Origin of the sequence: Winogradskyella psychrotolerans RS-3 (genome assembly GCF_000427335.1) — a bacterium.
Lineage (GTDB): Bacteria > Bacteroidota > Bacteroidia > Flavobacteriales > Flavobacteriaceae > Winogradskyella > Winogradskyella psychrotolerans.
On the sequence record NZ_ATMR01000094.1, the window covers coordinates 16,417 to 31,778 of the forward strand.

A 15,362-nucleotide genomic window follows, 5' to 3' on the forward strand; every position below is an offset into this window, starting at 1 on the left:
AATAAATCTAACTTAATAGGTTTGGAAGAAAATAGCTAACTACAATTATGAGTACAAAAAAGGACATTAATATGATACTCTCTTTCTTCAATAGATCTTTTTTATGAAACGTATAGGAAAGTTCCATTTGTTTAGCGGGAATTTTGCTTGTTAATTTACTTACAATGATGGCCACTACTAGTGCTATTACAAAACCAGTTAGGTTATACCAAATCCAAAATAAATCCGGAATATTATGGATGCCTAGTTCTGCTAAGGCTGCATGAATCGATATGTCGCCAGAATAGAAGCTTCCTTGATTAAAAAGGTATACTAATTCGGGTAAATATTTAAAGACAAGATTTACAACTACAGCTGTTATTATGGCTGCATTCATACCAATATGATTCACTTTCTTTAAAAAGATAGCAATAACAAAGGCTGCTAATATTGGTCCATAAAATAAAGAAGAAATAGCATTGATGAGTTCGATAACGGTACTTTCACTATTACCAAAAAGGTAAGCTGCCATAATACAAACAACTCCCCAAAACACAACTAAGCCTTTAGATATAAGCATGTATTTTTTTTCTGAAAGCTTTTTTTCTCCACTATTAAAAAAGTCTTCGATGGTTACTGCGCTCAATGAATTAATTGTAGAACTTAATGAAGACATTGCAGCAGACATAATACCTACCATTAAAATTCCGATAAGGCCGTTTGGTAAATATTTAGTAATAAAAACAGGCACCATTAGATCTGGTTTAATACCTGATTTTGCAAATTCTGCAGGAAAATATATACGTGTTGTTTCTCTTATACTTTCATAAAAATCAGGAACATTACTCACCAAATATCCAATAATTAATCCCATTATACTATAAACCAGAACTACAGGAAACCGTAATAAACCATTGGCTAATAATAACTTTCTAATGGTACCTTCATCTTTCGCCGACAACAAGCGTTGTGCTTGTGTTTGATCTGTACCGTAATATGATAAATACAAAAAGAAACCACCTAAAAGCATTGGCCAAAATCCATATTCTTCTCCATCAAAGAATCCTAGATTAGAAAAGTCGATTACTTGAAGTCGCTCAGGATCAAAACCTTTAAACGTTCCGGTGTCTTTCAATAAAGAATAGCCTATAATTAAACATATTATTAAGCCAGAAAATAAAATAATCATTTGAATGGCATCTCCCCAAACTACAGCTTTCATACCTCCTTGATACGAGTAAACTAAGGTTACTACACTTATTATAAGTAAAGTCCAATGAAAACTTATACCAGCGACAGACTGTATAATTAAAGCCATAGTATAAACCATAACTCCGGTTCCTAAAGCACGACTTATTTGAAAAACGACACTAATTAATTTTCTTGTAGATTTTGAAAAACGACGTTCTAAATATTCATAAATACTTACAATTCCTGATTTGTATAAAGGTGGGATTATAAAAAACATGATTCCAATCATAGCTAATGGCACGCCAAACTCAAACGTTAACCATTTCATACCTCCGTTGGCTTTAAGACCAACAAATGCTGGTGCAGAAATAAAACTAATAGCAGATAATTGAGTAGCCATTGTAGACAAACTCAAAGGAAACCAACCAAGACTCTTACCTCCAAGAAAATAATCTTTTGAATTTTTATTCTCTTTAAAGAAATAACCCATAGCTATGAAGCCTACGAGATAAACGGCAATTATTGTATAATCTAGCCAATTCATGTTAATTTATTTTTAATTGTATTTAAACAGAATATTTTTAATCGTGTTTTAAATTACTCATTAATATGGCATAAGTTGTTCTGATGCCATTAATACTCAGAAATGTGTAAAAAAAAACGGAATTAAATTTCAGATTTAAGTAAATCGATTAGTAAAGCGGCACTCCATGAGAAGTTATTACCTCCATAACCTGCATTGTCTTTTACTTCTTTTCTTGGATCAAAATATTCATAAAATCCATATGTTTTTATAAATGAAATAGATTCTTCCTTTACACGCTCTGCAATAGCATCAAAGCCATTAGATTTTAAGCCTCTATAAAGTATCCAATTGAGGTTAATCCAAACAGGGCCTCTCCAATATTTTTTAGGATTAAATCGATCACTTTCTGGATCGAATGATGCACATAAGTATTTATCATCAGTACCAAATTTATCCATCAGTGTTTTTACAAGAGTGTCTGCTCTTTCTTTACTGGGTATACCAGCAAACAATGGAGTAAATGACGATGACGATATGTGCTCTAATTGTTTTTCGTTTCTAAGATCGTAATGCACGTAAGCACCAAGTTTTTCATTATATAACTTTTCATTAAATCGTTTTATAGCTTTAATTTGCCATTGCTTTAATGTTTTAATTTTATCTTCAGAATTACCAATTAATTCATAAAGCTCAATTAATGCCGCATTAGATTTTATAAGCATGGTATTAAACAATGGGTCTTGAACTAAAAAAGGAGATAGTTCTGCAATTTTAGCATCATCATAATTGTGTGCTTTTGCAATTTCTATAAGATGCAAATAGTAATCATATTCTCTGTTTGTTGGTCTTTGAGCCGCATCTACATGTGTAGTGTCTCTTCGTTCAAATTTATATTTTGGAGGATCCATAGTCTCCCAAATATCATCCCAAATAGGAGAGTTATCTGTACCAGATTCCCAATTGTGGTATATGTAAACTAAACCTTCATTATTAGGATCTCTATGTGTGTAAAAATGCTCGTGATTATGATAAACCTTATCAATATTAAGTTTAATGAAATTTAATATGTCTTCTTTGTCATCTATAATATTATAGATTTCTTTTAGAACAAAACCTAAAACAGGAGGTTGCGTCATTCCTGTAGTTCTATGACTCTTTGAAGCTAAAGGATGTAGTTTAGATTGGTGAAAATCTGGACCAGGAAAATACGTGTCACTATCATTATGAAAAACAATGTGTGGTATAAATCCATTTTCCCATTGGGCACTTAATAAAGCTTCGATTTCTCGTTTTGCTTTAGTGGTATCGTAATGCGCTTGGCCTATGGCAATAAAACCAGAATCCCAATTCCATTGAAAAGGATACAAGCCTTCACAAGGAATAGTAAACCCTTTGTCTTCTTTAAAGTTGTTATTAAGAACAGTTTCGGCTTTTTTAATTAAATCATTATTTGTCATGATAGATATTTGAGATATAAAAGAAAGCATTGACCATATGAAGTTTGTCAATGCTTTCTGTATTAATTATTATTTAAAAATTAAATGTTGAGGTTAGGAAAAATCGTCTTGGTAAAATTGGGCGTCCAACGAAGAAGTCTCCATCTCCAGATTGTCCTGAAATACCAGCTCTTGGATTACCTTCTGTAAGTCCTGCACTATCAAATAGGTTGAATACTGAAAAACCAACTCTAAGGCTGTTGTTACCTTCTGTTTCAAAAGTATAACCAGCCCCAATTCTAGCAATTGTTATAGCATCTAATTCTACATTGTTAGAATCATCTGTAAATTTTGCTCCAGTATGGTTTAATGTGAAATTAGCATCTAGTTTACGGTTATCGTAGTTTAAACCAATTGATCCTAAGATATTTGGTTGTCTTCCTATTTCGTTACCTTCATTGATAGTCACAATACCTCCGTTAACTAAATCTTCCGTTTGGTTTGTAGAGATTTCATGATCTTGATAAGTAATTGTCGCATTTGCAGATAAATAATCAGTAAATCTATAGTTTCCTGTAGCTTCTAAACCTATCGTTTTTGTAGACTGTTCGCTACGTCCTTGGTCTACTAATTCTCCACTAACAATCGCTTGATCAATACGAATACGATCACTTAATCCTACATAATATACTGCTGCAGAACCTGAGAATTTCGACGTACCAAATTTAGCACCTACTTCTCCTTGAATAATCGTTTCTGCTTCATAGTTTGTCTCTCTTATTCCTGGTGTTGGAGCAAAACCACGTTGTTGAGGAAAGAAAAATCCTCTTGAGAAATTAGCGTATAAGTTGGTAACTTCTGTTAACTCATATAAACCTGCTAATGATAAAGCCCAATCTGTTGCTTCAATCTCTCCTGTTGTAAATGTACCATCTGCAAAACGAACATTTTGCAATTCACTTGTTAAGTCACCATCAGTATAAACTTGACTCTCCGTAACATTACCTTTTCTAAATGTTCCTTTAGTAGATTCTACACGTAAGCCAACATCAAAACGCCATTTGTCAAAAACCATTTCATCAGTAATATAAAAAGCGGTTCTACTTTGTTCTAAAAAATTATTAGAAGTCATTCCTATTCTATTGTATAAACCACCTGTTGAATAGACTACGTTTCCTCCAGTAGCATCAGCATAATTTAAATTTACTAATCGCGGATTATTATTAAATTCAGACAAGACTCTGTATTGATAATTTACATCTTCAGCTTCTGTTCTCGCTAAAAAAGTACCAACTGTGTAAGTGTGATTTCCGTTATCTGAATTTAGAATTAAGCTAGCTTCACCAGAATAATCTGTCATAGGTCTTAACCTATCGATATGTAAGTTTTCTACGACTAAATCGTTACCATTAATCTGATCGCCAGAACCACCTTGGTACGTTGCACTAAATCCTGTATTTCCTGGTGCAACGGCCTCTATATAATCTGAAATTGTAATTGGGTTTCCGTAATTACCATCACCACCAACGTATAATGCAAAATTATGTTGGTAATTGGCGTATTTTACTTTTGATTTAAACTTGAGGTTATCACTTAAATTATAGTCGAAATCAGCTAAAAGGTATCCTCCTTTTGTGTAAACACCATCATCAATTGGACTTTCATATGCACCACCTGGTGTTAAAAATGACGTGTTTGCTAATTCTCCAGACAACAACGATTCAACATCGTCTCCATCGTTACCAGCAAGACGTTCTCTAGAACCACCATCTAAGGGAAGCGGCATAAAAAACTGAGCTCTATCATTAATAAATTGACCATGGATGGTAAAAGAACCATTATCAAACTTTTTCTTAATGTTAGCTCTTAATTGAAATCCTCTAGTATCTAAACCTGTATCAATTGGTCCATTATCTTTTCTTACAAATCCAGTTAAAGCATAGTAGGTGTTAGAGTCTTCTCCACCTAATTTTCCACCAGTGTAAAAATCTGTTTTTAACCTGCCATTAGTACCATATTCTAGGTTGATAATGTTTTCTTCATTGGTATCTCCTGTTTTACTTGTGTAATTAATTATACCAGCAACAGAACCAGCACCATAAAGTACCGCAGCACCACCTCTTACAAATTCTACACCTTTAAACCCAATATCAGGACGAGCGTAAACATCATGAGCCGAAGAATTTAATCCAAACGTGCTCATTAATGGCATACCATCATATTGAAGTGGATTAAAAACGTATTGTCCACCAGAAGGCAAACCTCTAACAAATAAATTGGTTGCTGTTTCACCACCACCACCTTCGGCCGTAATTCCAGGAATGCTTCTTAAAATATCCGCTTGGCTATTTGCAGAAAGTTTCGTGATTTCTTTTTGCTTTACAGAACTGATAGACATTGGTGTATCTTTTTGAGATCTAAACGTAGAAGATGCTGTAAGTACAACCGTATCTAAAGTATTTCCTCCTTCAACTAATACAGCGTCGATTGTAACAGGACTACCATCGCAATTAATTGTTTTTTCAAAAGTTTCAAACCCTATATAAGAGATTTGAATAATGTGTTCTCCTGATAAAGTTGTGGTAAAAGTAAATTCCCCGTCAAAATCAGTTATTGCACCAGAAGTGCTTCCTTTAATAATAACATTGGTTCCCATAATGGGCATGCCAGATGCATCAGTGACTTTTCCGCTAATTTCTGTTTGCGAAAAAGCAGTAAATGCACTTAGAAACAGTGCAAATGCTAGTAGAGATTTTTTCATTTATTTATTGTTTTGTTGTTTACAGTGTAAATTTATTATCAAATCGTTAAGTTTGCGCAATAAATATTACGAAATTACCACGCAAACGTTACCGCAAACGTTTGCGAAAGTTAAAATTAGATGAAAAGTAAAATTCCAACCCTAAAAGAGATTGCTGAAAAACTCCAATTATCTATTTCTACGGTATCTAGAGCTCTAAATGACCATCAAGATATCAGTGAAACAACAAAAAAAAGAGTCAAACAGTTGGCTTCGGATTTAAATTACATTCCCAATATTTTTGCAAAAGGTTTTAGAGCCCATAAAACAAATATTATTGGTGTTATTGTACCTGACATTACACATTATTTTACAACCACATTAATAAGAGGAATCGTAGAAGAAGCTTCCCTTCATGGTTATCGTGTTATTATTTCAGAATCTAATAATGATGTAGATAAACAAACCGAAATGCTTAATACTATGATTCAATTTGGTGTAGATGGTGTTTTAATGTCGATATCAAAAATGACGAGAGATATCAGTTCAATTTTAAAATTAATGAATACACTTCCTTTAATTTTATTTGATAAAGCATCTAATAAAATACCCTGTACTCAAGTGGTTATTAACGAAGAGGAAGCCGCTTATAACGTGGTAGAACATCTTATAAATATTGGAAAAAAGAGAATTGCTATTATTAAGGAATCTGAATTTTCTTATAATTCTGAAAAGCGATTTGAAGGTTATTTAAGAGCATTAAAAGAACATAATTTACCCATTGATGAAAAAATTATATTGAGTGTAGACGATATTTCAATAATTCAGGGAAAACGAATGACAAATGTTTTAATGAGCTTAAAGCAAAAACCGGATGCCATATTTGCTATCACAGATAATGCTGCAATTGGTGTCATTAAAACGCTAAAGAAACTTAATGTGAAAATTCCTGAAGAGATCGCAGTCGTAGGGTTTAGTAATTCATTAAATTCTACGATTATTGAACCTAAGCTAACTACAGTTGATCAGCCGGGACAAAAAATAGGAGCGACGTCCGTTAAATATTTAATAGAAGAAATAAATAATCCTAACGATACCCATATGAATAAAACGATAGAAATACGAAGTAATTTAATTATTAGAAACTCAACATTTATAGTTTAAGAAATAACACTCATTTTACTTATTTTTGCCATGTATCTGCACATATTTGATACTTTTGTCTCATGGAAATTATAGATGCAATTATATTAGGAATTATTCAAGGTCTTACTGAGTTTTTACCTGTATCCTCAAGCGGTCACCTAGAAATAGGAAAAGCCATTCTTGGTGATAATTCTGTACCAAAAGAAAGCTTGTTATTTACGGTTGTACTTCATTTTGCTACAGCATTAAGTACGATGGTTATTTTTAGAAAAGATATTCTGCAAATTATAAAAGGTGTTTTAAAATTTGAATGGAATGAAGACCTTCAATTTATTTCAAAAATCGCTTTATCCATGTTGCCAGCTGTTATTGTTGGTGTCTTTTTTGAAGAAGAATTAGAACAACTTTTTAACGGAAATATTTTGCTTGTAGGTTGTATGCTTATTGTTACAGCGATTCTCTTATTCTTAGCAGATAAAGCTAAAGACACACAGAAAAAGGTGACATTTTCTAATGCATTTATAATTGGTGTTTCTCAAGCTATTGCTATGCTGCCAGGAATTTCGCGTTCTGGTGCAACAATCTCGACGTCAGTATTATTAGGAAACGATAAAACCAAAGCCGCACGTTTTTCATTTTTAATGGTGGTGCCTTTAATATTTGGTAAGATTGCAAAAGACCTTTTAGGAGGTGAATTAACCTATGACAGTTCTAATATAACAGCTTTAAGCGTCGGTTTTATAGCCGCCTTTGTTGCCGGTTTATTTGCTTGTACGTGGATGATTGCTTTAGTGAAAAAAAGTAAGTTATCGTATTTTGCTATCTATTGTGTAGTTGTTGGTGTTATTGCTATAATTTGGTCTCTCGTATAAATGAAAACTAAAGAAGATTACATAAACGGACAAGTCTTACTCATAGACAAGCCATTAACATGGACCTCTTTTCAGGCGGTTAATAAATTGCGCTGGGAAATTAGACATGCTTTCGATATTAAAAAAATAAAAGTAGGTCATGCCGGGACTTTAGATCCATTAGCTACTGGTTTATTGGTGATTTGTACTGGAAAAATGACCAAGCAAATCAACATTTTTCAAGGCCAGGAAAAAGAATATACTGGGACGTTTGTTTTAGGAGGAACCACACCTTCGTTTGATTTAGAAACAGAAGTCAATGAAACTTTTCCGACGGATCATATTACAGACGAATTGATACAGAATGCAATTCCACAATTTATAGGTCAGATAGATCAATTTCCACCAGTGTTTTCTGCGATTAAGAAAGATGGAAAACGATTATACGAATTTGCAAGAGCAGGTGAGGAGGTCGAAATTAAATCGAGACAAGTAGAAATTACCGAATTTGAAATCACTGAAATTAATACTTCGACTGCGCTCAGTACAAGTAGCCTAGAATTACATTTTAGAGTGGTTTGTAGTAAAGGAACTTACATTAGATCTTTGGCAAACGACTTCGGAAAAGCTTTAAATTCTGGTGCACATTTATCATCATTACGACGCACGCGTATTGGAGATTTTAAAGTTGACGATGCGCTAACTCCAGAAGATTTTATAGCCAATTTACCTTCTAAAGACTGATTTAACAAGGGTTTAAGGTTGGTGCTTAATCTATTTCTTCATTATATTCGTATCTATTAATAGACTAAAACTATTTTATACTGAATTTTGTTGATCAACATAAAGCCGCAATAATTACATTTCTTTTAGCAGGAATTGTAGTCTTTGGTATGTTTAGCATTCAGTTAAAACGTCATCAGGATTTAATTTCTGAAAGCTACTATCTCATGGAGCCAGAGCCTGAAATCGCAAAAGAAGACCTTCAGGATATAGAAGCTATAAACGCAAAATCTACAAACAAAGCGTTTAACGAAGACCAAGAGTATAAAGAGATGATGCGTAACTTTAAAACCGTTAGCGCTAATGATTTTGAACGCACAACAAAGGCCATGGAAGAAGCTAAGGCAAGTGAAGACGTGCAAGAGGAAACAAGCATTACCAAATCGTATGCAGGTAGTAATGCTTATGCTTTAAATTCTGAAGACACAGAATCATATAAAAAACTTCAGGAAGAGTTAAAACAGCGTCTTAAAAATAAAAACAAGCAGACGAGCACGCCAAAACAAAAAGTACACTAACCTACTCTTTAAAAGGTAGAACATTAACCTATTATAAAACACCACGATATTTATGCGAAAGTGGTGGGAAAATAGTAGTGAGTATTAGAGTTAATGGAGCAGGTGATGTTATTGATGCTTATATTAATGGGGCTTCTAATTCTGATAATCAGTGTTTAATAAATCATGCGATTTCTTATGCTGAAACCGTTCAGTTTGATGCGTCAGACAAGAAAGAGCAATTAGGTACGATTACCTTTTTATTTAAAGGGAAATAAAATAGTGGCTTCGACTACGCTCAGCTACCAAAATCGACTACGCTCAGCCACCGAAAGCAACCACGCTCAGTTACCAACCTCGATTACTCTCAGGCACTGAATGTGACTTTGCTTAACTGCCAAAATTTCTAACTTATTTTAATAAGCCAACCAAATCTTCAATAGTAGATTGCCCTTTATCCTTATTATACCAACGTTGTAAATCTTCTTTAAATTCTGGAGTCAACATGCCATGTTCAGCTTTGTAAGCTTGCACCATATTTGTGGCAACCGTAGGTCGTGGTCCAAATGAATCTATAACAGTATTGGTTTCGGTATCTAACATAATTAACTTTGGAATTGATTTTCCTCCATTAGTTAAAAACTGATCCATTAGTGCTTCGTTTTCATCTCTGAGTACCACTTTATAGTCAATATTACCATTGAGCTCAGCTACTTTATTAATTATGGGCATAATATGCGCAGCATCTCCACACCAACTTTCCGAAATAACTAACCAGGTTATTTTTTATCAAAATTTGCAATCTTAATATTCGCGGCGTCCGAAACTTTTGCGGTTTTATCCCAACGTCTCATACGTCTGTCGTTAAGGTATGTGTATTCAACCAAGGCGTCTGATTGGTCGGTTCCGGTAGTTGATTTGTCTTCAACTAATGTGGTAACTAAGTTTCTGTATTCAGCATAAGTCATACTTTTATTTAGACTTTCTGAGATGATATCTTTTAATGTGAGTGTATCTGTTTCCATAGGATAAAAATAAGAATCTATTGCCGTTTTTTATGCAACAGTTGTTACATTAGTCGAGAACTAATTTAGACCCTTTCTATTCGCTAAAAAATTGTTCTTTTAAACTTAAATTTTGTCTTTTTAGAGTCGAGTAGCGATGCTATGCAACTAGAAAAAAGCTTTCATTTAATTTTAAAATTCTTAATTTTCGCCTAAACAGAAAACGTATAAATTAATTCTTACTAAATAAATTTCCTTACAAGATGAGTAAAAACAGATGTGGTTGGTGTGTTGGTGATCCGTTATATGAAGCCTATCACGATGAAGAATGGGGAGTTCCTGTTTATGATGATGCTAGATTATTTGAATTTTTAATTTTAGAAACGTTTCAGGCTGGATTAAGTTGGATTACTGTTTTAAAAAAAGCGTGAAAATTTTAGAAAAGCTTTCGATAATTTCGATTATAAGAAAATAGTAAATTACGATGCTTCTAAAGTTGAAGACTTATTACAAGATGCTGGAATTATTAGAAATAAACTAAAAGTGAATGCTACAATTACCAATGCAAAAGCTTTTATGGAAATTCAGGAAGAGTTTGGATCATTTTCTAAATATATATGGAATTTTGTAGATGGAACACCGATAAAAAATAACGTAAAAATCTATAAAGAGGCTCCCGCAAATACTCCACTGAGCGATGCGATAAGTAAAGACTTAAAGAAGCGTGGATTTAAATTTGTGGGGTCTACTGTGATTTATGCACAGATGCAAGCCACAGGTATGGTAAATGACCATGAAGCTTCTTGTTTTAGATATCATGAGGTTTAAGGTGTTTTATAAATTCAGCTCTTGAGATATCTTTAGCGCCTAAGCTCTCGAGATGTTTGGTGTGTAATTGACAATCAATTAATTTGTAATTAGAATTTTGAATAAAGGTTATAAAACCCGCTTTACTTGCATTACTCACTTTAGCAAACATACTTTCGCCACAGAAAACAGAATCGGTAATTTCAATACCATATAAGCCGCCAACGAGTTCATCATTTTGCCAAACTTCAATAGATTTAGCATATCCTAGCTGATGTAATTTGTAGTAAGCGTCTACCATGTTATCCGTAATCCAAGTACCATCTTGGTCGTTCCGTTTTGCTTTGGCGCAATTTTCTACTACAGCTTTAAACGCTTTGTTTATCGTAACTTTAAAATTGTCTTTTTTTAGTACTTGCGTCATGCTTTTAGAGACTTTTAAATCTTCTGGAAACAAAACAAACCGTGGATCTGGCGACCACCAAAGTATAGGCTCTTCATCTTGAAACCACGGAAATATACCTTTAGAATATGCATGTAATAAGCGCTCTGGAGATAAATCTCCGCCAACAGCTAGAAGTCCTTCAGCGGAGGCTTCAGATACATCTGGAAATTCTATTTTATCAGTTAAAAAGTACATCAGTTAAAATTGAGTTGGCATTTAAGTATTTAAAATTAAGGACTTGACTTTGATGTTAAAAGATTTTTGTTGATATTTGAGTAGACCTTTATCAAATATTTTTTGTTCATCATTGCTTTTTATGAAGGTCTAACCTAAAACCAAAGTATGAAGTCCTGACTAACCATCAGGACTTTTTTGTTTGAGACTATATACAGAAAAAGACCTGTTTTAAATTAAAAACAAGTCTTTTTATATGTGTCTATCTTCCTTATTTAGAAAGGTAAATCGTCGTTGTCACCTTCGTTTAAATCATTAACAGGCTCAAAAGCTTCTGTTGGTGGTACTGGAGGCATATCTCCACTTGCAGCTTGCGCTTGCACAGCTTCAATTCTCCAACCTTGTATAGAATTAAAGTATTTAGTTTCACCTTGTGGATTTACCCATTCTCTACCTCTTAAGTTAATATTAATTTTAACTTGCTGACCAGCTTGGTAGCTATTAAGTAAATCACATTTGTCTTGAACAAACTCCACCATAATATGTTGTGGATACTGCTCTTCTGTAGTCACTACAATCTCCCTTTTTCTAAATCCGTTACTGCCAAAGGTTTGAGTCTCACCTACCATCTTAATTCGTCCTTGTACTTCCATTTTTGCTTAATCTATAATTTATTATAATACTTAAATATTTTCAGACTACGAAAGTAATAACTTCCAAGCACTTTCTACGTCTCCATAGCTCAAATAATTTTGAGCCAACTTGTGTTTTTCTCTGTGAGATGCCGTTTTAATGTCTGGATATCGCTCACTAATGTCATCAATAAACTTATTAACATTGTCTGTATTTGGCAACGCTTCAACATTTGCTAACATTCCAATGTTATTTCCTGTTAAAATCATACTGTTTTTTACGTCGTCTGGCATGTTATCGACTCCAATACCCATAGATGCTAGAGGTTTAGGGATTTCGAAAAACCCTTTTTTAGCTCTGCTATAATAACTTCCGCCAGCTCTTGCTACTAAATCTAAGGCTTCTTGGTTTATGGTTTGGTCAGCGTTTAAAACCTCGTCAGAAATGTGAAGTTTTACCACCTCGCAGATCACTAAATTACCTGCACCTCCTTCAGAACCTAAAGAAATAATATCGTTTACTTTACATTCAAATTGAATAGGAGATTCTGCGACTCTAAAGGGTTTTACTTTATCTGAAGGTAGCATAGATAAACCTGCTTTTTCAAATTCGTTTGTGCCTTCAGGATATTCAGTACTTGCTAAAGAAGTTTGGTGTACCATATCGTAATTCACCACATTAATAACGACTTCTTTGGTAGCTTCAACATTATGCAATGTGTGTTTTGTGGTATTGTCTCTAACGCGTCTTGCTGGAGAGAAGACCAAAATTGGTGGATTGGCACTAAACACATTAAAAAAGCTAAAAGGAGATAAATTGGGTTTACCATCTTTATCAACAGTACTCGCAAAGGCAATAGGTCTTGGTGCGACAGCGCTTAATAAAAAGCCGTGTAAAATGCCTGTTGTAAGGTCTTGAGGGTCAAATGTAGCCATGTAGTATGCTGGTTTTTAACAAATATAATTATATTAGGTTGGGGACAAAAGTATTTTACCGCAGTATTAGAACAATAATATCAACATAATTGCATTATATTTAAAATTGAAATTTGGATGCTAAAAATTTTAGCATCCAAATAAATAATTAATAGCAAACAGAATGTGGTTTATTGTTTTAAACACATGAAATTTAATTAACCAATGACCTTTAGCTTCAACCGAAATATAATCCGTTGGATTATTATTATTTCATCTTTTATTATTATTTCACTTATCCTTTGGAACACCTATACGTTTTTTCAAAATTTTAAAGCAGAAGAACGTTCTAAAATGAAAACCTGGTCTATGGCTTTGATAGATATAGGAACAATAAAGGCAAATGATGAAGTTAATGAAGTCACTGGCCATGTGATTACAGAAACTATAATTAGTACTCCGGTTTTAGTAATTGATAATAATGGTGAACTTAGCACTTCTAGAAATATCGACGAATCCTTGCTATCAAGTCCTATAGAGGTGCAAAAACTAGTTGATAAATTTAAGGGTGAAAACACACGGATTGAAGTTAATATGGGGACGACGTCCAAGCAATTTATTTATTACGGAAATTCACCATTACTCAATAAGCTAAAATACTATCCTTTAGCATTGCTACTCATTATACTATTATTCGGAGCCGTTGTTTATTTCTTTTACCGAAGTTCCAAAATTGCTGAACAGAACAAACTTTGGACAGGTATGGCGAAAGAAACTGCACATCAAATTGGGACGCCTTTATCGTCGCTTGTGGGTTGGGCAGAAATTTTAAAAACTGAAGCCGTAAACCCTGAGTATATTCTAGAAATAGAAAAGGATATTGATAGGCTTCAAACTATAACGGAACGTTTTAGTAAAATAGGATCGGTGCCTACACTTAAAAATTTAGATATTGTTGAAGTTACCAAATCGTCTTACGAGTATTTAAAATCAAGATCGTCGAAGTTAATTAATTTTGAAATTGTTATACCAGATCGCGAAATACCAATTAACTTGAATGAAGAACTTTATAGTTGGACCATCGAAAACCTCGTAAAAAATGCTATTGATGCTATGAGAGGTAAAGGCGATTTAAAACTAGAACTTACACAGCTTGAAAATCAAGTATTCATTAATATTTCAGATACAGGAAAAGGAATTCCTAAATCGTCGTTCACTAAAATTTTTGAACCAGGTTATACCACTAAGAAACGAGGTTGGGGATTGGGCTTGTCTTTAGCAAAGCGCATTGTAGAAGATTATCACAACGGGAAAATAAAAGTATTAACTTCGGAAATCGGAAATGGAACTACCATACAAATTTTGTTGAGGCAGGTTTAGTTTGTTTTAAAGACTATGGGCACCTTTTAGGAACTTGACACGTTTGAAAAAAACTTTAAAATTGAAATGTTGAAATTTTAGTTTAAATTTGACGATGAATTCTTCACGATTTTTCACTTTAAAAGAAGCCAGGATAGGTAATAACTGTCCTGAATGCTATTCTAACGATAGTTTAGAACTTACGTTGAAGCAAAAATTAATTGAAACTAAATTTTACAAGGCTATAACTGACGAAACAGTAAGTCAATTATCTTGTTTAAACTGTGAGGTGCAAATTTTTCCTATTCGCTGGACAGATGATATTGAGCGCGTTGTAGATTATCACAATAGAGGACTTAAAAGGAAACCGAAGTCTACTAAGTTAAAACCAATTGCATGGGCTTTAATTAGTTTATCTGTTTTAGTATTAATTGCAATTATCTTATTTGCAACGGGAGTATTTTCAAAATAAGTATTACAAGTACGATCCAATTTTTTCGGCTATAGCCTTAAACTCTTCAGGTGTTACTTTTTGTTTGTTTGTAAAACGAGCATCCTCCATAGTGTGCAAAGGAATTAAATGCACATGTGCGTGTGGAACTTCTAAACCAATTATAGACATGCCAACGCGTTCGCAAGGAACGGCTTGTTCTAAGGCAATTGCAACACGACGCGAAAATTTCATTAACCCTAAATAAGTGGCTTCGTCTAAATCAAAAATTTTATTAACCTCTTTTTTAGGAATGCAAAGTGTATGGCCTTTAGAGTTTGGATTGATATCCAAGAACGCTAAGAAATCGTCAGTTTCGGCGACTTTATACGATGGTATTTCACCTGAAATTATTTTTGTAAAAAGTGTTGCCATAATCTAGTAATT

Annotated in this window: 16 protein-coding genes and 1 pseudogene; 8 read left to right on the forward strand and 9 right to left on the reverse strand. The window is 33.5% G+C overall.

Annotated features, from left to right (window positions below; all coding sequences use genetic code 11):
* Window positions 1-7: 7 nt before the first annotated feature.
* From ADIWIN_RS07875 to ADIWIN_RS07885, 3 genes are all read right to left on the reverse strand, one after another.
* Entirely contained in the window at window positions 8-1,714 is a 1,707-nt protein-coding gene (locus ADIWIN_RS07875) for a sodium:solute symporter family transporter (protein WP_020898132.1), read from the reverse strand.
* 122 nt (window positions 1,715-1,836) lie between these two features.
* Window positions 1,837-3,153 carry an MGH1-like glycoside hydrolase domain-containing protein gene (locus ADIWIN_RS07880; protein WP_020898133.1) on the reverse strand — a complete coding sequence of 439 codons (1,317 nt, stop codon included), beginning with the start codon at window positions 3,151-3,153 and terminating at the stop codon, window positions 1,837-1,839.
* A 73-nt stretch (window positions 3,154-3,226) separates the two neighbouring features.
* Window positions 3,227-5,893, reverse strand: a complete 2,667-nt coding sequence (locus tag ADIWIN_RS07885; RefSeq protein WP_020898134.1) for a TonB-dependent receptor domain-containing protein — start codon at window positions 5,891-5,893, stop codon at window positions 3,227-3,229.
* A gap of 120 nt (window positions 5,894-6,013) precedes the next feature.
* Here ADIWIN_RS07885 and ADIWIN_RS07890 point away from each other — a divergent pair, with 120 nt between their 5' ends.
* The 5 genes from ADIWIN_RS07890 to ADIWIN_RS19510 all read left to right on the forward strand — a co-directional run bounded on the left by ADIWIN_RS07890 (window position 6,014) and on the right by ADIWIN_RS19510 (window position 9,427).
* The gene (locus ADIWIN_RS07890) at window positions 6,014-7,036 is read left to right on the forward strand and encodes a LacI family DNA-binding transcriptional regulator (RefSeq protein ID WP_020898135.1); all 1,023 of its coding nucleotides are present in this window, start codon (window positions 6,014-6,016) and stop codon (window positions 7,034-7,036) included.
* Between the two features lie 62 nt (window positions 7,037-7,098).
* Window positions 7,099-7,890 (forward strand): undecaprenyl-diphosphate phosphatase, encoded by a 792-nt coding sequence (locus ADIWIN_RS07895; protein WP_020898136.1) that lies wholly within the window; start codon window positions 7,099-7,101, stop codon window positions 7,888-7,890.
* Window positions 7,891-8,613, forward strand: a complete 723-nt coding sequence (truB, locus tag ADIWIN_RS07900) for a tRNA pseudouridine(55) synthase TruB (RefSeq protein ID WP_020898137.1) — start codon at window positions 7,891-7,893, stop codon at window positions 8,611-8,613.
* Between the two features lie 149 nt (window positions 8,614-8,762).
* Complete coding sequence (locus tag ADIWIN_RS19505) at window positions 8,763-9,170, forward strand: hypothetical protein (protein ID WP_020898138.1); 408 nt, start codon at window positions 8,763-8,765, stop codon at window positions 9,168-9,170.
* A gap of 77 nt (window positions 9,171-9,247) precedes the next feature.
* Window positions 9,248-9,427, forward strand: a complete 180-nt coding sequence (locus ADIWIN_RS19510; RefSeq protein ID WP_020898139.1) for a hypothetical protein — start codon at window positions 9,248-9,250, stop codon at window positions 9,425-9,427.
* A 133-nt stretch (window positions 9,428-9,560) separates the two neighbouring features.
* On the opposite strand, the gene ADIWIN_RS21835 is transcribed toward ADIWIN_RS19510, so the two are convergent.
* The gene (locus tag ADIWIN_RS21835; RefSeq protein WP_020898140.1) at window positions 9,561-9,881 is read right to left on the reverse strand and encodes a thioredoxin family protein; all 321 of its coding nucleotides are present in this window, start codon (window positions 9,879-9,881) and stop codon (window positions 9,561-9,563) included.
* A gap of 47 nt (window positions 9,882-9,928) precedes the next feature.
* Window positions 9,929-10,174, reverse strand: coding sequence for a thioredoxin domain-containing protein (locus ADIWIN_RS21840; RefSeq protein WP_020898141.1), 246 nt, complete (start codon window positions 10,172-10,174; stop codon window positions 9,929-9,931).
* A gap of 242 nt (window positions 10,175-10,416) precedes the next feature.
* On the opposite strand from ADIWIN_RS21840, the pseudogene ADIWIN_RS07915 reads away from it, so the two are divergent.
* Window positions 10,417-10,981: pseudogene (locus ADIWIN_RS07915) on the forward strand (DNA-3-methyladenine glycosylase I).
* Here the strand turns inward: ADIWIN_RS07915 and aat are convergent.
* The 3 genes from aat to ADIWIN_RS07930 all read right to left on the reverse strand — a co-directional run bounded on the left by aat (window position 10,962) and on the right by ADIWIN_RS07930 (window position 13,147).
* Window positions 10,962-11,600: a leucyl/phenylalanyl-tRNA--protein transferase gene (aat, locus tag ADIWIN_RS07920; RefSeq protein WP_020898144.1), complete on the reverse strand. Its 639-nt coding sequence runs from the start codon at window positions 11,598-11,600 to the stop codon at window positions 10,962-10,964. The pseudogene ADIWIN_RS07915 and the gene aat overlap by 20 nt on opposite strands.
* A gap of 254 nt (window positions 11,601-11,854) precedes the next feature.
* A complete protein-coding gene (locus ADIWIN_RS07925; protein WP_020898145.1) occupies window positions 11,855-12,232 on the reverse strand; it encodes a DUF3127 domain-containing protein in 378 nt (125 codons plus the stop codon).
* A gap of 45 nt (window positions 12,233-12,277) precedes the next feature.
* Window positions 12,278-13,147: a flavin reductase family protein gene (locus tag ADIWIN_RS07930; protein ID WP_020898146.1), complete on the reverse strand. Its 870-nt coding sequence runs from the start codon at window positions 13,145-13,147 to the stop codon at window positions 12,278-12,280.
* A gap of 204 nt (window positions 13,148-13,351) precedes the next feature.
* Here ADIWIN_RS07930 and ADIWIN_RS07935 point away from each other — a divergent pair, with 204 nt between their 5' ends.
* Together ADIWIN_RS07935 and ADIWIN_RS07940 are read left to right on the forward strand one after the other, a co-directional pair.
* The gene (locus tag ADIWIN_RS07935; RefSeq protein ID WP_020898147.1) at window positions 13,352-14,506 is read left to right on the forward strand and encodes a sensor histidine kinase; all 1,155 of its coding nucleotides are present in this window, start codon (window positions 13,352-13,354) and stop codon (window positions 14,504-14,506) included.
* Between the two features lie 94 nt (window positions 14,507-14,600).
* On the forward strand, window positions 14,601-14,957 hold the full coding sequence (locus ADIWIN_RS07940; RefSeq protein ID WP_020898148.1) for a hypothetical protein: 357 nt from the start codon (window positions 14,601-14,603) through the stop codon (window positions 14,955-14,957).
* Between the two features lie 3 nt (window positions 14,958-14,960).
* On the opposite strand, the gene ADIWIN_RS07945 is transcribed toward ADIWIN_RS07940, so the two are convergent.
* Window positions 14,961-15,350, reverse strand: a complete 390-nt coding sequence (locus tag ADIWIN_RS07945) for an HIT family protein (protein WP_020898149.1) — start codon at window positions 15,348-15,350, stop codon at window positions 14,961-14,963.
* Window positions 15,351-15,362 lie beyond the last annotated feature (12 nt).